The organism is Polaromonas naphthalenivorans CJ2 (genome assembly GCF_000015505.1).
Taxonomy (GTDB): Bacteria; Pseudomonadota; Gammaproteobacteria; order Burkholderiales; family Burkholderiaceae_C; genus Polaromonas; species Polaromonas naphthalenivorans.
In genome coordinates this window covers 3,937,184-3,955,705 of sequence record NC_008781.1, presented here as the reverse complement: position 1 = coordinate 3,955,705, position 18,522 = coordinate 3,937,184, and the positions used below count along the sequence as shown (strand labels likewise).

15 protein-coding genes are annotated in these 18,522 nt (G+C 64.4%); 2 read left to right on the top strand and 13 right to left on the bottom strand.

Annotated elements, in window-relative coordinates; translation table 11 throughout:
* Positions 1-25 precede the first annotated feature (25 nt).
* The 12 genes from PNAP_RS18560 to argS form a co-directional block, all read right to left on the bottom strand.
* Positions 26-463 (bottom strand): putative toxin-antitoxin system toxin component, PIN family, encoded by a 438-nt coding sequence (locus tag PNAP_RS18560; RefSeq protein ID WP_041376805.1) that lies wholly within the window; start codon positions 461-463, stop codon positions 26-28.
* 2 nt (positions 464-465) lie between these two features.
* Positions 466-1,881, bottom strand: coding sequence for a THUMP domain-containing class I SAM-dependent RNA methyltransferase (locus tag PNAP_RS18555; protein ID WP_011803073.1), 1,416 nt, complete (start codon positions 1,879-1,881; stop codon positions 466-468).
* A gap of 147 nt (positions 1,882-2,028) precedes the next feature.
* A complete protein-coding gene (locus PNAP_RS18550; RefSeq protein WP_011803072.1) occupies positions 2,029-3,594 on the bottom strand; it encodes an RNA polymerase factor sigma-54 in 1,566 nt (521 codons plus the stop codon).
* Positions 3,595-3,604: 10 nt separating this feature from the next.
* Entirely contained in the window at positions 3,605-4,402 is a 798-nt protein-coding gene (gene lptB / locus PNAP_RS18545) for an LPS export ABC transporter ATP-binding protein (RefSeq protein WP_011803071.1), read from the bottom strand.
* Between the two features lie 4 nt (positions 4,403-4,406).
* The gene (gene lptA / locus PNAP_RS18540) at positions 4,407-5,051 is read right to left on the bottom strand and encodes a lipopolysaccharide transport periplasmic protein LptA (RefSeq protein ID WP_011803070.1); all 645 of its coding nucleotides are present in this window, start codon (positions 5,049-5,051) and stop codon (positions 4,407-4,409) included.
* A 166-nt stretch (positions 5,052-5,217) separates the two neighbouring features.
* Complete coding sequence (locus tag PNAP_RS18535; protein WP_011803069.1) at positions 5,218-6,333, bottom strand: tetratricopeptide repeat-containing glycosyltransferase; 1,116 nt, start codon at positions 6,331-6,333, stop codon at positions 5,218-5,220.
* A gap of 148 nt (positions 6,334-6,481) precedes the next feature.
* Positions 6,482-7,159: a hypothetical protein gene (locus PNAP_RS27130; protein ID WP_198140653.1), complete on the bottom strand. Its 678-nt coding sequence runs from the start codon at positions 7,157-7,159 to the stop codon at positions 6,482-6,484.
* Between the two features lie 182 nt (positions 7,160-7,341).
* Positions 7,342-10,659 (bottom strand): two-partner secretion domain-containing protein, encoded by a 3,318-nt coding sequence (locus PNAP_RS28165; protein ID WP_011803067.1) that lies wholly within the window; start codon positions 10,657-10,659, stop codon positions 7,342-7,344.
* 80 nt (positions 10,660-10,739) lie between these two features.
* Positions 10,740-12,404 (bottom strand): ShlB/FhaC/HecB family hemolysin secretion/activation protein, encoded by a 1,665-nt coding sequence (locus PNAP_RS18515; protein WP_011803066.1) that lies wholly within the window; start codon positions 12,402-12,404, stop codon positions 10,740-10,742.
* A gap of 428 nt (positions 12,405-12,832) precedes the next feature.
* Positions 12,833-13,495 carry a thiol:disulfide interchange protein DsbA/DsbL gene (locus PNAP_RS18510; RefSeq protein WP_011803065.1) on the bottom strand — a complete coding sequence of 221 codons (663 nt, stop codon included), beginning with the start codon at positions 13,493-13,495 and terminating at the stop codon, positions 12,833-12,835.
* 74 nt (positions 13,496-13,569) lie between these two features.
* Positions 13,570-14,406 carry an SPOR domain-containing protein gene (locus PNAP_RS18505; RefSeq protein WP_041376804.1) on the bottom strand — a complete coding sequence of 279 codons (837 nt, stop codon included), beginning with the start codon at positions 14,404-14,406 and terminating at the stop codon, positions 13,570-13,572.
* 75 nt (positions 14,407-14,481) lie between these two features.
* A complete protein-coding gene (gene argS, locus PNAP_RS18500) occupies positions 14,482-16,158 on the bottom strand; it encodes an arginine--tRNA ligase (protein WP_011803063.1) in 1,677 nt (558 codons plus the stop codon).
* Positions 16,159-16,302: 144 nt separating this feature from the next.
* On the opposite strand from argS, the gene PNAP_RS18495 reads away from it, so the two are divergent.
* Positions 16,303-16,692 carry a PsiF family protein gene (locus PNAP_RS18495; RefSeq protein ID WP_041376803.1) on the top strand — a complete coding sequence of 130 codons (390 nt, stop codon included), beginning with the start codon at positions 16,303-16,305 and terminating at the stop codon, positions 16,690-16,692.
* Between the two features lie 152 nt (positions 16,693-16,844).
* Here the strand turns inward: PNAP_RS18495 and PNAP_RS18490 are convergent, their stop codons facing one another.
* On the bottom strand, positions 16,845-17,738 hold the full coding sequence (locus PNAP_RS18490) for an HTH-type transcriptional regulator ArgP (RefSeq protein WP_011803061.1): 894 nt from the start codon (positions 17,736-17,738) through the stop codon (positions 16,845-16,847).
* 143 nt (positions 17,739-17,881) lie between these two features.
* Here PNAP_RS18490 and PNAP_RS18485 point away from each other — a divergent pair, with 143 nt between their 5' ends.
* Entirely contained in the window at positions 17,882-18,517 is a 636-nt protein-coding gene (locus PNAP_RS18485) for a LysE/ArgO family amino acid transporter (protein ID WP_011803060.1), read from the top strand.
* Positions 18,518-18,522 lie beyond the last annotated feature (5 nt).

Below are 18,522 nucleotides of genomic sequence, written 5' to 3'. Positions count from 1 at the left end.
TTTCCACGACCCTTTCCGCTATAAATTACATAGCTGCCCGTGCCCGTACACCATGCGCAAGAAGCCTTTTTGACATCGAAAGCACATGCCGATCCTTGCTCAGCAGCAGGGTTTTGCCGGCAACGGCCAGGTCGATGAACTTCTGGTCGTCTGGGTCGCTGCAATGCAGGCGCGCCTTGATGGCGACTTCGAGCAGGCGGGCATGGCGGTCGAACGACGCCAGCACGTCGCCCGCGTTAATTTGGTAGAACTTCAGGCGCGGCACGATTTGCGGGTAGTCCAGCACGCGCGCGAGTTCGTCGCGCATCGGCCGGGTGGCGATCCAGTCGAGTTCGCCGGCTTCCAGCGCCTGCCTGACGGGCTTGGCTGCGGCGTCGGCGAAAACGAAGATGTCCAGAATGATGTTGGTGTCGATGACGACCGGCTGCCTGCCGGCATCATTCTGCGGCCCGCTCGCTGGCATCGTCACGGTTTCGGCTGATCCGCCGGCTTGGCGCGCGCCGATCCGGCGACCATGTCGAAGCGGAACAGCCGGCATTCAATCGGGCCGTTCCACATCGGCACACGGCGCGACTCCTTCAGGCGCATCTTGCTGGGCAATTTCAGGTCGGGCGTGAGCACGTGGGCGGTCCAGCCGGCGTAGTTTTTCTTCCAGTGCGCGGCCAGCTGCGGGAAGAAGTCCGAGGCTTCCTCGCCCCAGGCGTTTTGCGCCTGTTCGCGGCCGGGGTTGGCGGAGCGGTCGCGCGGCGGCTCGAAGCCGGTTTCGTCGCGGCTGTCGCGGTCATTGCGCTCGTCGCGGCCTGGCCGGCCCTCGCGCTCGGGACGTAGCACCGGCTGGCCGAATTCATCGACGCTCTGGCCCTGGAATTGGGAACGCCGCTGTTCGCGCTGGTCGCGCCCCTGCACGCCGCTGACGCCGGCCACGCCCGCTACGTCGATGCGCTCACCATACGGCGGGTTCACCAGCATCACGCCGCTGGGCGCGGGCGGCATGCGCTGCAGCGCGTCGCCGCCGCGCAGCTGCACCGCATTGGCGACGCCGGCGCGTTCGGCATTGCGCTCGGCGAAATCGACCATGCGGAACGACACATCGCTGCCGTACACCGGCGCCGTCGGTTCGGTAATCGCCGCTTCGGCCTGGTCGAGCAGGCCGTCCCAGACATGGCCCTGGAAGGGTAAATACTTCTGGAAAGCAAAGCGGCGGTTGATGCCCGGCGCGATGTTGCAGGCGATCTGCGCGGCCTCGATGACGATGGTGCCCGAGCCGCAGCACGGGTCGTACAGCGGCACGCCCTGCTTGCACAGCTGGTCCCAGCCGCTGGCGGCGATCATCGCGGCGGCCAGCGTTTCCTTCAGCGGCGCGTCGCCCTTGTCCTCGCGCCAGCCGCGCTTGAACAGCGGCTCGCCCGAGGTGTCGATGTACACCGTGACGGTATCGGTGGTCAGATGCACATACACGCGCACGTCGGGCCAGCGGGTATCGACGCTGGGGCGCACATCGTTGAACTTGTGGCGGAAACGGTCGGCAATCGCGTCCTTGATCTTCAGCGCGGCGAAATTCAGGCTTTGCAGCGGGCTGTGCTGCGCGGTGATCTCGACCTTGAAGGTCTGCGCGGGCGTGAACCAGATTTCCCAGGCGACGCTGGCCGCCGCGTTGTACAGATCCTGCTCACTGCGGTACTGGCCGTGCTGCAGCTCGATCAGCACGCGCTGGGCCAGGCGGCTGTGCAGGTTGAGCTGCAGCGCTTCGCGCCAGGAGCCCTGCAGCTGCACGCCGGCGCGCCAGGCCTTGCCTTCAATGCCAGTGATGCGCTGGACTTCGGCGGCCAGCAGGTTCTCGACGCCGGCGGCGCAGGGGAGGAATAGTTGGAGTTGGTTCATGAAAAAGTTCTCTCAATGCCGTCATGCCCGTGAAAACGGGTATCCAGTGCCGCGACAGTCAGGTGCCTGCAAGCGGGGGCTGGATTCCCGCCTTCGCGGGAATGACGGGATGCTACAAAATAGTTGCGTACCCATCTCGGGCGACATTCACAGCGCCTTGCGCAAATTGGTCGGTGCGATGCGCAGGGCCTCGCGGTATTTGGCCACCGTGCGGCGCGCGCATTCGATGCCCTGCTCCTTGAGCATCTCGGAAATCTGGCTGTCGCTGAGCGGCTTCCTGGGGCTTTCGGAGGCGACGAACTGCTTGATGAGCGCGCGCACGGCGGTGCTCGACGCATTGCCGCCGCTCTCGGTGCCCAGCCCGGAGCCGAAGAAATACTTCAGCTCGAAGGTGCCGAACGGCGTGCCCATGTACTTGGCCGTGGTCACGCGCGAAATGGTCGATTCGTGCAGGCCCAGCTCGTCGGCGATCTCGCGCAGCACCAGCGGCCGCATGGCGAGTTCGCCGTGGGTGAAGAAGTTTTTCTGCCGCTCCACGATGGCGTTGCTGACCCGCAGGATGGTGTCGAAACGCTGCTGGATGTTCTTGATGAACCAGCGCGCTTCCTGCAGCCGCTGCTGCAGCGCCTGCCCGCCGCCCGGGCCGCTGCTGCCCCGGCCGCTGTGCTGCTTGAGGGCGTTGGCGTAGATGTCGTGGACCCGCAGCCGGGGCATCACGTCGCTGTTGAGCGTGACCTTGAAGCCCCGGCCGGACTTGACGACGATCACGTCGGGAACGATCAGGTTGCGCTCGACATTGGCAAAGCGCCGGCCGGGCTTGGGGTCCAGGCGCGCAATCACGGCCATGGCGCCCTTGATGGCGTCCTCGGAGAACCGGCACAGGCTGGCCAGGCGCTTGAAATCGCGCTTGGCCAGCAGCTCCATCGGTTGCTTGCAGATGGCAATGGCGGCGCGGGTTTCCTCGCAATCCTTGCAATCGAGCAGTTGCAGGTTCAGGCATTCGGCCAGGGTGCGCGCGCCGACGCCGGCCGGCTCCATGTGCTGCAGCAACTGCAGCGCCATGGCGAAGCACTGCTCCAGCTCCTCGGTCTGCTCCAGGTCGCCATGCGCCAGGCCGGCCGCGAGCGAGGCCAGACTGTCTTCGAGGTAGCCGTCGTCATTGAGCGACTCGATCAGGAAGTGCAGGGCGGCGCGGTCCACTTCGGACAGGCGCAGGGCCAGCGCCTGGCGGTGCAGGTGGTCCTGCAGCGACTCATGGGCGCCGGTCAGGTCCGAGGCTTCGGCGTCGCTGTCGTCCAGGTTGTTCTTGCGCGCCGGCGCATCGCCGCCCCATTCGCTGTCATCGGGCGAGGACTCGACCGAGCCGTCGCCTTCCCAGCTTTCTTCGAGCGTGGCTTCGGTGCTTGCTTCTGCCGTGGTTTCAGACTCTTTTTGGCTGCTTGCGCTCGATGTGTCTGTGTTTATAGCTATCGAATCCGTAGCGGAATCAAATTCGCGGCTGTCCTGGCTGACGGGCGTGTCGGTCTGGTCCAGGCCAAACTCTTCGCGCGGCGCCGAGTCGTCGGCCACTTCAAGAAAAGGATTTTCATCAAGCATCTGCTCGACTTCCTGGCTCAACTCCAGCGTCGAAAGCTGCAGCAGCCGGATCGACTGCTGCAGTTGCGGCGTGAGCGCCAGGTGCTGCGAGACGCGGAGGGAAAGACCTTGCTTCATGTTGATCGCATTACATTTTGAAATGTTCGCCCAGATATACCCGGCGTACATCGGCGTTGTTCACGATTTCGGCCGGGGTGCCGTTGGCCAGCACATGGCCGTCGCTGATGATGTAGGCATGGTCGCAGATGCCTAGCGTCTCGCGCACGTTGTGGTCGGTGATCAAGACGCCGATGCCGCGCGATTTCAGGAAACCGATGATGCGCTGGATCTCGATCACGGCAATCGGGTCGATGCCGGCAAACGGCTCGTCGAGCAAAATAAAACGCGGCTGGGTGGCCAGGGCGCGGGCAATCTCGACCCGGCGGCGCTCCCCGCCCGACAGCGAGGGCGCCGGCGAGTCGCGCAGATGGTCCACGCGCAAATCCTTGAGCAGCGCATCGAGCCGCGACTCCAGCGCGTCGCGGCCCAGCGGCTTGCCCGAGGCGTCACGCTGCAACTCAAGCACGGCGCGCACGTTTTCCTGCACCGTGAGCTTGCGAAAAATCGATGCCTCCTGCGGCAGGTAGCTCAGGCCCAGGCGGGCGCGCTTGTGAATCGGCATGTGTTCGACCGGCTGGCCGTCGATGGAGATGGCGCCCGCATCGGCGCGCACCAGGCCGACGATCATGTAGAACGAGGTGGTCTTGCCCGCGCCGTTGGGGCCGAGCAGGCCGACGACTTCGCCTTTTTGCACCGACAGCGAGACATCCTGCACCACCAGGCGGCTGCCGTAGGATTTCCTCAGGCCCTGCGCGACCAGGCTGCTGGGCGGCTCGGCGCGAAGCGCTGCATTCTGCGCAATGACCTTGTCAATGACTCGGTTCATGGATTCAGGGTGCTTTCGGGGATGTGCCGTTGCCCAGCGTGGTGCTGGGGCGCAAAACGGGAGCCGGTCCGCCGGATGGCGGGGCCGGGGCGGCGGCGCCAGCGGCCGGGCCGCGCGGCGACAGCATGGCGCGAACCCGTCCGCCGGGATTGGCGGCGGTGCTGTTCTTCGCGCCGCTATCGACGGTGAACACATCGGTGTTGTTGTCATAGACGATCAGCCCGCCGGTGGTTTCGTCGCTCAGCGTCGCGCCTTTGTAGCGGCGCACCACGGCACGCTTGATGAACTTGACCAGGTCGGCGCGGCTGTCGTATTCGATGCGCTCGCCTTCGCCTTCGATGTACTCATCGACGCCGTCACGTTTCTTGCGGTAGTAGGCCAGCTTGCCCGGCGCTGCCGTGGCCACGGCCAGCTGGTAGCCCTCGGGGTCTTGGCTGACCTCGACCTGGCCGCCGCGAATGAGGGTGGTGCCCTTGGTGATGACGACGTTGCCGGTGAACACGCTGGTCTGCTTCAGGTCGTCGTAGCGCAAGGCGTCGGCCTCGGCATTCATCGGCTTGTCGCGGTCAGCTTTCTCGGCCGCGGCCGGCAGCACGGCACCCGCCGCCATGACGGCGAGCAGGAGGAAGGAGAGAAAAGGGCGTTTCATAAGGCACGAATCTTGCAGCTACAGATTTTGCCATTGTAGCCATGCCGGTCGCAGGAAGTTCATGTCCGCCCATCTTGGATTTCCCAAAAGCCTGCGACCACACGAATTTGTCTCGGTCCGCACAGGGCGAACCTGGTTTGGGTGACGTGGACCGGCTGGAAATATTTCAGCAGCCTGCCAACAACTTCTCCACTCCAAACGCCATGTTCTTGAGCGCTTGTTCATAAATCTGCGGAGGAAGCTTGTCTTTCATGGCAATCAGCTGCTCACATAGCTTGATGGACAATCTGTAATCGCCCACCCAATAGGCGCTGATTGAAAGTTCAAATACTATTTCATAATCATAGACATCTTTTGAAACAAAGAGCACGTCCTTGGTCAATGGAATTTTTGATGCATGGTCCAGAAATAAATAAGCCTGAAAAAACTCTTTCCTCAGGTTGCACATTTTCCCCAGGCTGTGCAGTGACTCTGCGCGGGTTGGCCTGTATTCAAATGCATCCAGATAGAACTGCTTGGCAAGCTGGTGCTTGCCGAGTATTTCATAAAGCAGGCCTGTCTCATATTTTGAACGCCATACTTCTTCCGGCCAGCCACCCGCATCAATTCTTTGGTTGTACCAATGGATGGCCAGCGCATGCTGGCCTGCATCCCTATAGCTTTGTGCGAGATAAAACAGGTAGCGGGTCGTTAAACCGGGATCTGTTTCCTGCTGCAGCGCCTGCTCCAGAACCTTTGCATCATGCAGATACTTTGTTGCCGGCTCCACCAGGCTTCTCGCGCCCAGTCTTCTGGAAAGGATATGGTAGTTTCCTTCGACAGTGCCTTCGGTCGGATGCGCTTTTGACAGGCAAAACGGATACTCGTGCAATACGCCTTTGTACATCCATTGCTCGGTCCCTTTGAATAGCTGGCCTCGCCAATAAGTAAAATCGCTGCCATAGCGAAGTAGGTAGGAGTCTGCATCCAGTTGATCCAGATTCATCTGCCCGACCAAAATGTCATCGGCATCCATGACGAGCAGGTAATCGGCCTTGTTCATCGCAAGATCAAAGGCGCGGCTTCTGTTATAGCCAAAATCCACCCATTTTTCAGAGTGTATTTCGCCTCTTATGCCTTCCTTGTCAAAGAAGTCCTGTATCAGCCCGATCGTGTTGTCGGTGGAGCCGGTGTCGCATATAACCCAATAATCCAGATACTGTTTTATGCTGTTTAATGTTTCCAGAATAATATGCGACTCGTCTTTTACAATCATGCAAAGGCACAGCGTTTTATTTCTCATGGCAGGCTGCTGGAATGCGCCTTCAGCAAGTCGGGCTGCAATCCGGGCGGCCTTGCTGAGGGTATTTGGTTTTTCATTCGAGACCCGTTTAGCGATTGGAGGCCGGTAAATATCTGGGCAACGTGCCTCAAGCCGTGCCAGCGCCGCTTCACCTGGTTAGATTGGCGGCAGAGCGCGATACCACGGGCGCCGAAACGGCCTGGCTTGCCATGTTCAGGCGCGCGCGTTCTTCGACGTCATACGCGCCGAAGACTGCGTGGGCCGAGCGGGTTTCGGGCAGCACATAAACGATGCCATCCGTCCCGGTAAACGCAGGACTGACCACGCTGGCGTAAAAATCGGCGGGAACATTGATGCACCCGTAGGAAATCCGGTTGTCCAGCGGACTCGGCGTGACCAGACGCTCGGCCCGGCGCTCCCGGGCGTTGCTGGTGACCACCGGATGCAGCGATATCGCTGTCTCGTAGTCCACCCAGAGCATCTCCTTTCCCTGAAGATTGTGGTCCAGCGCAGCCACGAAGCGGCCGGCTGGCGTGGTGCGCTCCTCGGGGAGAATGCTTGACAATTTGCGCTGGCCGATGCCCGGAACGGAGTCATCTCCGCGCGCCAGGCCCAGCAGCGCAGAGCTTGCACCACGCAACTGGCCGCCCGCATCGAATACAAACACCCTGGCATCCGCCTTATCGACAATCACGAACGGCATGGCGCCGTTATCGCCCGAATCAACGGCCCAGTCGGCCACATGACGGGCCTCCCGGGAGGGTTGCGCCTGCGCAAAGTTCGCCCGCTTCGGCTCGTACGTACCCACCTTGGGCTGCGTATCCATTGCCGGGAGAGCGGGAAAAGGCTCCTGCACCAGTGGGAGGCCAGCGCCTGACAATGGCGCCATGCCGTCCGCCGCAAACGCGGGTTGGACGGCGAGACCGGCGGCCAGCAGGCCAAGGACAAGTCCTGCCTTGGCTGCAATGGTTGTAATCGAGTGCGTATTCACTGCGTACCGTGACTCTTCTAGTTGCGTTCCTGTTTAGGCAGGCGCTTGGTTGGCATGTAGGGCCTGGACGGTATCACGACCGGCAAGACCACTGGCGGCGACTCCGGCATAACGGATGGGGGCACGGCTGGCGGTGTCGGCGGTACGACGGTCAGAAGCTCTGGGGGCAGCGGGGCGACCACTACCGTGGGCACCCAAGTGCCCGGCAACACCGGCGGCAGCACGTTTAGAGGCGGCTTTTGTGGAAATGCAGGCGGTGGGAAGACGATAGGAGGAATATGGGCCGCTGGTCCGGTAGCGCCGGTCGTTCCCGTTGCGCCAGTTGTTCCCGTCGCACCGGTTGCGCCAACGCCGCCGGTCGTGCCCGTGGCCCCGGTCGCGCCGGTCGCGCCGGTCGCGCCGGTCGCGCCGGTCGCGCCGGTCGCGCCGGTCGCGCCAACGCCGCCGATTGTTCCCGTGGCCCCGGTCGCACCGGTCGCACCGGTCGCGCCAACGCCGCCGGTTGTTCCCGTGGCACCGGTCGCCCCGGTTGCGCCGGTTGCGCCAACGCCGCCGGTCGTTCCCGTGGCCCCGGTTGCGCCGGTTGCGCCAACGCCGCCGGTCGTTCCCGTGGCCCCGGTCGCGCCGGTTGCGCCAACGCCGCCGGTCGTTCCCGTGGCCCCGGTCGCACCGGTTGCGCCAACGCCGCCGGTCGTTCCCGTGGCCCCGGTCGCACCGGTTGCGCCAACGCCGCCGGTCGTTCCCGTGGCCCCGGTCGCACCGGTCGCGCCAACGCCGCCGGTCGTTCCCGTGGCCCCGGTCGCGCCGGTCGCGCCAACGCCGCCGGTCGTTCCCGTGGCCCCGGTCGCGCCGGTCGCGCCAACGCCGCCGGTCGTTCCCGTGGCCCCGGTCGCGCCGGTCGCGCCAACGCCGCCGGTCGTTCCCGTGGCCCCGGTCGTACCGGTCGCGCCAACGCCGCCGGTTGTTCCCGTGGCCCCGGTTGCGCCGGTCGCGCCAACGCCGCCGGTCGTTCCCGTGGCCCCGGTCGTACCGGTCGCGCCAACGCCGCCGGTTGTTCCCGTGGCCCCGGTTGCGCCGGTCGCGCCAACGCCGCCGGTTGTTCCCGTGGCCCCGGTTGCGCCGGTCGCGCCAACGCCGCCGGTCGTTCCCGTGGCCCCGGTCGTACCGGTCGCGCCAACGCCGCCGGTCGCACCGGTCGTGCCCGTGGCCCCGGTCGCGCCCGTGGCGCCAACGCCACCCGTAGCACCCGTAGCACCCGGAATCCCTGGCAAAAAGACACCTGACGTCAGCGTGGCGCCAGAAGTCAACGTAAAGTTACCCGAATAATCCGTCGGTGGCGTTCCTATCGGGTTGTAAATCATGACCGCTGCATTTGGGCCTGTGACGGCAGCCACGGGGGTGCCAGCCGCAAAAACGACACTGCCGCTGGTGTTGCCATCTATACCGGCCACCAGGATCAGGTTACCCCGGGTTGTCGTCAAGGCGACCGTCTCGACGTTCACATTGCCTCCGGCGTTCGCCCTGAAATTTCCATCGGTCGTCGTAATCGCCGTCAAGGGATGCGCAGCGTTATTCACGAGGTTGACGTCGCGCCCGGCGTTTGCCGTAAAGCTGCCGTTGGTCGTCGTGACGGGCGCAAACAGCGTCACATCACGTCCGGCCGTCGTGACCAGGCTTCCCCAAGTGGCGGTAATCGCCTCGTTCACGATCACATCCTGAACGGCATTCAGGGTCAGCGTTGAGACGGGTAAGGCGCCCGGCGTTTTGGTCCAGGTGATGGGCGTGTCAACGGTGATATCGCCATTGCCGGCTCCACTGGTGTTGGCTGTGGTGATGGTGACGTTGGTGCCGGCGGTCAGTGCGGTCACGATGTCGGCGACATTCACATTGGCCGTGCTGGCGCTGGGGTTCGGGGTGAAGACGTTGCCGGTCAAGGTTCCGCCGCTGGTGGCCGCATTCGTGATCGTCACATCGGCTGGGTCGAGCAGCCACAGGCCGGCCAGGCCGTTGGCGGCGGAGGCGTTGATCTGGATGCCCGCCACGTCCAGCGCATGGCCGGAAGTTTCGATCAAGCCGCCGTTGCCGCCCTGTGCGCCGCCGCGCGCTGTGATGCTGCCGTAAGCGCGTGTCGAGTCATTGCCCCACAGCACGACCTTGCCGCCGTTGCCGCTGGTGATGGCGTCGGCGCGGATGCTGGCGTCGGCGCTCATGTAGGTCGCTGCGGCGTTCTGGACGGCGGGGTTTTTACCCTGGTAGTCGCCGCCGATCAGCACGGTGCCGCCGCCTGCGTCGCCGGAGGCATTGACCTGCCCGCCAAACAGGCCGGCGTGATGGCCGGTCACCGTGACGCTGCCGCCCGTCTGACCCGCGCCTGTGCCGGAAGCGTCCAGTGTGCCGCCTGCGCTGACCGTGCCGTTTTCCATGCCGCCCAGCAGCTTGATGGTGCCGTTGACGTTTTGCAGCGTCTGCGCCTGCACCACGCCGGTGTTGTTGACCGCGTTGGACAGCAGGCTGCCCGCTGCCTGGGTGGTCATCAGCACTTGGCCGCCGTCGGCCCGGAGCAGGCCGCCGTTGTCAACCAGCGCGTTGACTGCGCCCTGATCGACCGTGACGCTCAAGAGCTTGTCGCCTGCAACGTCAAGCGTGACGGCGTTGCCCGCAGCCAGCGCCACGGTGCCCAGCTGGGCCGCAATCACGCCCTGGTTGCTGACGTTCGCGCCCAGCAGGGCCACGTAGCCGCCGCTGGCGGCGTTGATCGCCCCCTGGTTCACCACGCTGCCCGTGCCGGCGCCGGAAAACTGGTAGTTGCGCGCCATGAAATTGGCATCGCTGATCGCCAGGGTGGACGCCACCAGCCCGCCCACGTTGACCGACGCGCCCTGGCCGAACAAGATGCCGTTCGGGTTGACCAGGAACACCTTGCCGTTGGAACTCAAGCTGCCCAGGATGCTCGAAGGATCGGCGCCGACGACCCGGTTGAGCGCGACCGAGTTGCTGCCCGGCTGCACGAACTGGACCGACTCGCCGGCCCTGATGCCAAAGCTCTGCCAGTTGATCGCCACGTTGGGCGTGGTCTGGGTGATGGTCATGGCGCCTGGCGTGCCGCCAATGGTGGCGCTGCCCGCCGACACCACGCCGCCCGTGGGCTGGGCATGCACGCCCGCACCGCAGGCCAGCATCAGGCAAACCGCCAGGGTTTTCAGGCCGAAGTGGGCGCCGCCGCCAGCCGCCGAGGCGCAGGACGAGATTTTCTTGCCGGCGCTGCGGGTGTTTTCTGAAACGGCAACAAAAGTGCCGGTCTGGTCGTTCCAGATGGAGCGGTGAATGTGGTTCATGGGGAGAGCTTTCGGGTGTTCTTCAAAAATGCGGGGGCTGTGTGGCGAGGCTTTTGCAGGCAAGGCTGCTCAGGGCAGGCTTAAAAATACTTGACGGCCTGGATCCAGAACCGGCCCGATTTGTCCGGCGCCGAAGTCGCGGTTCCGCTGCCCAGCTTGCGGGCGTAGGACGCCTTGACCACGAAGTTGTTGTAGGCCGACCAGTTCAGCCCGATGCCCGCGCCGCTCAGGCTTCGGTGGTTGTCACCGGCTGCCCACGGGTTCTTGTTGAAGCTCACGCTGCCGGTATCGACGAAGCCGATCAGCTGCATCTGCCCTGGAAATTGGTCGGGGGTGGGGAGCCGCATCCGGGCTTCCAGCGTCAGCACATAGCCCTGGTCGGCATAGGCTTCGCCTTCCGGATAGGCGCGCACCCCGTTGATGCCGCCCAGTTCCATCTTTTCCGAAACATCCAGGTTTTTCGACGCCACCTGGCCGTTGATGCCGGCGTACAGCGACACCGTGTCGGTCACGCTTTGCAGCCGCATGGCGCTAAAGCCCAGCTTGGTGTAGTGGCCGTTGCTCTGCGCCGTCGCCGCATCGAAAGCGCGCATCGACGGGGTCTGGATGTCGATATTGCCGGCCGTGCCGGTGAGCGAGTAGCTGGTCAAGCCGCCGCCGCCCAGGCTGTCGCGGTGGTCGCCGCGCAGGCTGGCCATCAGTGCCTGGGCCTTCTTGTCGGTCACCGCCTGCGCGGCATCCACCCGGTCTTCAAAGGTCTTGTGGTCAAAGGCCAGGCCGGCGTACAGGTTGGTGTCGCGCGAGCGGATCAGCGGATAGCTGCCATAGACGCTGGCGATTTTTGCCGTGCCATGGGCCTGCAGGCTGGAAAATTCCCGGCCCAGCTCGTAGCCCAGCCAGCTGTAGGCCACACCGGCCGTTGCCTTGCCGAACTGCATCTGGTAGGACGCCCGGGCGTAGTTCAGGCCCGAGCCCGAGGTCAGCACGCGCAGCGAAGCCACGTCGCCCCGGCCTGCCGCGTTGTTCAGGTTCACCGTCGCCCCGAGGCGGTACTCGCCGGTGTAGCGGTTGCCGGCGTTGTCGGCATCGATGCTGCCCGTGACGCGCTGGCCGGGCACCACGTCAACGATCAGGTCGGATGCGCCCAGCGACGCGCCGGGCGTCAGGGTCGAGGTGATGTTCACGCCGGGAATGTCCGACAGCAGCAGCAGGCGGCTCTCCAGCGGCGCGATGGCGACCGTGTCGCCAGCGTTGATGCCGTCAAGCTGGCCATAAACCAGGTCGTCCGACAAATTACTCTGGTTGCGCACGGCGACCTTGCCGTACTGGCCTTCGACGACGGCAATGGTGACTGCGCCGTCCTTGATCTCCTGCGCGGGCAGGTAGGCCTGGGCGACGAAATAGCCGCTGCTGCGGTAGCGCTCGGTGATTTTTGCAGCCATGCCGCGCAGGTCGGCCAGACTGAGTTCGCTGCCCGGCCTGAACCCGGTCAGCGCCACCAGTTCGGCTTCGGGATAGGTGCGCGCGCCGCTCACCCGCAGGCTGTTGACAACAATCTTCACGGCATCGGAGCCTGCAGCCGCTGGTGCGCTGCTGGGCTCGATGCGAATGGCAGGCGCCATTTTTTGGGGAACCGGGGCGGGCGGGATTTGCTGAATCTGGCTGCCGGCGCTAGGAGGCTGCTGGGCAAAAATGCCCTGGCTCAGGGCCAGGAGTGCAAACGGCAGAAGATTGTTTTTGAACACGGGGTGCCTTTGGCGAGAGTGACTTTGATTCGGACTGCGCCCGGTTCAGGAGCCAGGCGATGGATGCAAAAGGACGAACAGTTTTCGTAACTCTTTTGCATGGAAAATTATTTTTTTCCTCAATTTGATTAAATACGTAAACTTGATAAAAATGTGTAACACGGCGTAGGATGAAACCTACTGTCACTGCAGGGTCTAAGCGTTTTGTGGTGCAGGGTTCAAGAACAGGGCAGGCGCGCCGGCGGCGCAATGGCCCGCGACCGAGCGCGCCAAACCTGCCGTGGCGTCACGATTTTTAGAGAAAAATGCTGTTTGCGCTTGTACAGCTTGCGAAGTGTGCTACTGAATAAGTAGCATATGAAGGCCCGGCCTGCCACTGGCCAGGGCTTTGCGCTTCAGGCTTCTTGGGAAAAAGCCTGTTCCTGGATTTATCGCGCCTTGCCGCGCGACTGCCCGATCAGGTAATCGGTGACCTGCAGCGCGCGTTCCAGCGTCTTGGCCTGCGTGCCCGAGGTGAAGTAGCGGCCGTTGATGCCCAGGGCGGGAACGCCGTCGAGCGCATACGCATCCTGCAGCTGCGTGGCCTTGCGCACCTTGGTGCTGACCGAGAACGAGTTGTACATCTCAGCAAACTTCGCCTTGGGAATACCCTGTTTTTCGACCCAAGCCGTGATCTGGTCGGCGGTGGCGAGCGTCTGCTTTTCAACGTGAATGGCGTTGAAAACCTTTTTGTGCAGTTCCTCGACCTTGCCCATGGCTTCGAGCACGTAATACAGGCGCTGCTGCGGCTCGAAGTCGGGCCGGAAGGCGATGGGCGCGCGGCGTACCAGCACGTCCTTGGGCGCTTTCTTGGCCCAGGCATCGAACATCGGCTCGAAGGCGTTGCAGTGCGGGCAGTTGTACCAGAAGAATTCGACCACCTCGACCATGCCGGCCGGCGCTTCGGTGGCGGCCGGCTTGTCGAGCGTCAGGTAGTCCGTGCCGCTTTGAAAGACCCGGGCCTGGGCTTGCGCCAGCGAGGGAAGTGCGGAAATGCCGGTGGCGGCGACGGCCAGCGTGGCGGCTGAAATTGAAAACTCACGACGTTGCATTGATGGTTTCTCCTGGTGTCAATGTTGCAGGGGGTTTGATGCAGCCCAACCGAAAAGTTCAGCCAGGATGCAACTTAACGCTGCACACGGACCAGCGCGGTTTCTATCGAACTGTTGTCCAGCTTGTCCTTGATCTTGTCTGCGTCGTCTTTTTTGTCGAACGGACCCACGCGCACGCGGTACACCGTGCGGCCGGCCTGTTCGCGCTCGGTGACCTTGGCCTGCATGCCCAGCAGCAGCAAGCGGGCGCGCTGCTGCTCGGCGTCTTCAGGGGTGCGGTAGGCGCCGGCCTGGATGAAGTAGTTGAACGGGTCCGAGCCCGACGCCGCTGCCGGCGCGGCCTCTGAGCGCGACTTGGCCTTGACCAGGTCGCCCAGCGGATCGGCCGACGGGGGCCTGGCCGGTTTTGCCACGACGGCAGGCGCAGGCACTGCCGGCGCCGCCACGGATGCTTCAACAGGCGTTGCCGGCTTGGGTGTTTTCACGACACGCTCGGGTTTGGTCACGGCCTCGGGCGCTGCGGCACGTTCAGGCTTCTTGACCGCCTCGGGCGCGGCGACACGCTTGGGCTTGGCTGCCGCCTCGGGTGCCGCGCCACGCTCTGGCGTCAGTACCGGGTCTGGCACGGTGCTGGCCGCCTCGGCTTCGGGCTCGACCGGCGGGATGAGATCACCCGCCGCCGACGGAGCCGCCGGCCTGGCGGGGTTTTTCCCGGCCAGGGGCGCGTTCGGATTCCAGTCCTTGTTTTTCAGGGCTTCGGCGGCATCGCTGTCCGGGCGGTGCGTCGGACTCTTGTTCATGAAAGGCACCGGCACCTTGGTGACGTACACCGCCACGGTGAGCGCAATGCCCAGGCCGAGCAGCGCGCCAATAACCAGACCCAGCAGGGTTCCACCACGTTGCTTTTTCATACCATGTTCCGATGACTTAGCCGTTACTTGCATTGACTGAAATTTGAATGGCTGCGGGGGTTGCCCGCAGCCTTGCTACATCTTGCGCGGCGCACTGACGCCCAGCACCGCGAGGCCATTGTGCAACACCTGCGCGGTGGCCGCGACCAGCGCCAGGCGCGCGAGTTTGACCGCCTCGTCATCGACCAGGATGCGCTCCGCGTCGTAGTAGCTGTGGTAGCAGGCGGCCAGCTCGCGCAGGTAAAACGCCACGTCGTGCGGCGCAAAGCCGGCGGCCGCATGGCTGAGCATGTCGGTGTACTTGGCCAGCAGCAGCATCAGCGCCTGCGCCTGCGGGCTGGCCAGCGGCGACAGGTCCACATGCCCGAACTGGCTTTCATCGCCGCCCCAGGCGGTCAGGATGGAGCAGATGCGCGCATGCGCGTACTGCACGTAGTACACCGGGTTCTCGTTGTTCTTGGCCAGCGCCAGGTCGATGTCAAAGATGTATTCGGTGTCGGGCTTGCGGCTGAGCAAAAAGAAGCGCACCGCGTCGGCGCTGGTCCATTCGATCAGGTCGCGCAGCGTGACGTAGCTGCCGGCGCGCTTGGAAATCTTCACTTCCTCGCCGTGGCGCACGACGCGCACCATGGTGTGCAGCACATAGTCGGGGTAGCCGGCCGGAATGCCGGCGTTGGCCGCCTGCAGGCCGGCGCGCACCCGGGCGATGGTGCCGTGGTGGTCCATGCCCTGGATGTTGACCGCCTTGGTAAAGCCGCGCTCCCACTTGGCCAGGTGGTAGGCCACGTCGGGAACGAAATAGGTGAACGTGCCGTCGCTCTTTTTCATGACGCGGTCTTTGTCGTCGCCGTAGTCGGTCGATCTGAGCCAGAGCGCGCCGTCCTGCTCGTAGGTCTTGCCGGCGTCCTTGAGCCGCTGCACCGTGGACTCGACGCGGCCCGAGCTGTACAGGCTCGATTCGAGGTAGTAGTTGTCGAACTTGACGGAAAACGCCTTCAGGTCCAGGTCCTGCTCGTGGCGCAAATAAGCCACGGCGAACTGGCGGATGGCTTCCATGTCTTCGACATCGCCTGAGGCGGTGAACTCGCGGTCGTCGGACTTGACGGTCTTTTTGGCGAGGAAATCGCGCGCGATGTCGTCGATGTAGTCGCCGTTGTAGGCCGGCTCGGGCCAGTTGGCGTCGCCGGGCTTCAGGCCCTTGGCGCGCGCCTGCGTGCTGGTGGCCAGGGTGTGGATCTGCACGCCGGCGTCGTTGTAGTAGAACTCGCGCCAGACATCAAGTCCCTGCGTGGCGTGGAGGTTGCAGATCGCGTCCCCCAGCGCCGCCTGCCGGCCGTGGCCGACATGCAGCGGGCCGGTCGGGTTGGCCGAGACGAACTCGACGATCATCTTGCGCTCGTGGTCGGTGGGCTGGGTTCCGTATTGCGCGCCGGCCTGCAGCACCTCGCGAACGGTTTCCTGCTTGGCGGCGGGCTTGAGGCGGATGTTGATGAAGCCCGGGCCGGCGATTTCAATAGCCTCGACCCAGCGCTCGAAGGCCGGGGCCAGCAGCAGCCGCGCGCGCAGGCTTTCGGCCGTCTGGCGCGGGTTTTGTTTGAGCGGCTTGGCCAGCTGCATGGCAGCGGTGCAGGCGAAGTCGCCATGGGCGGCGACTTTGGGCGACTCGAAGGCGGCTTTGTCGCCAGCGCCGGGAGAGAGTTGTTCCAGCGCGATAGCCAGGGCGGAGAGCAGGTCTTTTTTAATCGAAAGCATGGGGCGGATTTTACGGTCAAGCCAATGCCGGCCGGATTGGCGCCCGGCCCCGGCGGATACCCGGTCATCGAATCCGGTGCCGGCCGCGTTATGGTCTGGATTTCCAGCCGGAAATCACGACCGAACTCACTTATTGGAGTCACCATGAACAAATTGCTGTCACTGAGCGCTATTGCATTTGCACTGACGATGGGCCTGTCGGCCGGCGCCCAGGCCCAGAACGCCCCGGCGTCAGCGGCCGCACCGGCCAAAATGGCCCCGGCGTCAGCGCCAGCGGTTTCGGCCGCGTCCCCGGCCGTTGTCGCGCCGGCCAAAACCGGTCAGCAAAGCAAGATGGCCACCTGCAACAAGGAGGCCACTGGCAAGAAGGGCGACGAGCGCAAGGCCTTCATGAAGGAATGCCTGAGCGCCAAGAAAGAAGTGGTGGCGCAGGACGCCACCCAGCAAAGCAAGATGAAAACCTGCAACGCCGAAGCCAAAGGCAAGAAAGGCGACGCGCGCAAGGCCTTCATGAAAGAGTGCCTGAGCAAATAAGGCGCCGCCGTCCGTCCGGCACTGGCTGTCAACAAGCCAATTCTGGCTCTGCCTGATGCTATTGAATAGATAGCTATATACGCATATGGGCATTGCGCAAACGGCATATTTATATCAAAACCATGCCTTGAGGAGGCCGCCGGCTCGCCGCTTCAGCCCTGCAGCAGGCCGTCGCGCGCGGCCTGCTTGATGGCCTGCGTCAGGCGCTGGGCGGCCAGCGGCTCGCGCACCCAGTGCTGCCAGTACAGCACCACATCGACCGGATGGCCGGGCAGGACTTCCTGCAGCGGCCGCCGTCCGGTGCGCGCTGCCAGCATCAGGTCGGGCACCATGCCCCAGCCCATTCCCAGTTCGAGCGCCAGCACAAACGCATCGACCGCCGGAACGAAGTGGCGCGGGTACAGCGCATCGCGCAAATTGAAATGCTGCGCCAGCCAGGCGTCCTGCAGGGCGTCCTTGCGGTTGAAGATCACCGCCGGGCTGCGCAGCATGAGGTGGGGCAGGGCGGCGCCCCACTCGGCCACCAGCGCCGGCGCGGCCACGCAGCGGTAGCGCATGATGCCCAGTGGCTCGGCCACGCAGCCGCGCATGGCCTGCGCCAGGGTGGTGACGCAGCCCACCACATCGCCGCTCTTGAGCGCGTCATGGGTGTGGTCCTGGTCATCGACCACCACGTCGAGCAGCAGGCGGTGCTGCTGCACGGCGGGCGCCACGCCCGGCAGGAACCAGCTGGTCAGCGAATCGGCATTCACCGCCACGCTCAAGGTCTGCATGCGCGCCGTGTCAGCGCCCGCGCCCGGCAGGCCGGCCATCAGGTCGGCTTCCATCAGCCGCAACTGCCTGACATGCGCCAGCAAAGCCTGGCCGGCCGGAGTGGCGCGCACTTGCTTGCCGCGCACCAGCAGCCGCTGCCCGAGCGCGGCCTCCAGCGACTTGATGCGCAGCGACACCGCCGCCAGCGTCACGCTCAGCGCCTTGGCGGCCGCGCCAAAACTGCCGCTTTCGATGACGGCGGCCAGCGCTTCGAGTTGCCTTGCGTCCAGCATGGAGCCTACTTTAGTTTTTATTGAGTAAAGCTAATTTTAGTTAATTCTGTTTAATTAATCGGCTGGAGTCGCGACACTGGCGGGGCGTCTGCAGCAAGGCAGGCGCTTTGATCTTTTTCCATTCACCCTGACGCGTGCCTCCCATGAACCTCTTCACCGCTCCGGCTTTCTTCGCTGGCCTGGCTTTAAGCCTGTCGCTCATCATGGCCATCGGACCGCAAAACGCCCATGTCATGCGCATGGGCCTGCGGCGCGAGCACCTGGGGCTGACGGTGGCGATCTGCGTGGTGACCGATGTGTCGCTGATCGCCGTCGGCGTGGGCGGGCTGGCGCAACTGGGCGGCCTGTCGGGCAAGCTGCTGGGCGCGCTGACGGGCGCCGGCGCCGTCCTGCTGTTCATGTACGGCGCGCAGGCGATGCAGCGCTTTGTCCGGCCGGCGCCGCTGGCCGTACCGGGCGCAGGGCAAGAGGCGGCGCCGGGCATGTCGCGCCGCCGCGCCATCGGCCTGGCCGTCGCCATGTCCTGGCTCAATCCGCATGCCTGGCTGGACACCGCCGTGCTGATGGGCACCGCCTCGCTGGCCTACGCGCGGCCCGACAACGCCGTGTTCGGTTTGGGCGCGGCCGCCGGTTCGCTGCTGTGGTTCAGCGCCCTCGGCCTGGCGATGTGGAGCCTGGGCAGCCGCCTGAACGCGCCGTGGGTCTGGCGCGCGCTCGACGGCCTGGTGGCGCTGATGATGTGGGGCACCGCGCTGTGGTTGCTGGCCGGGTTGCTTTAGGTTTT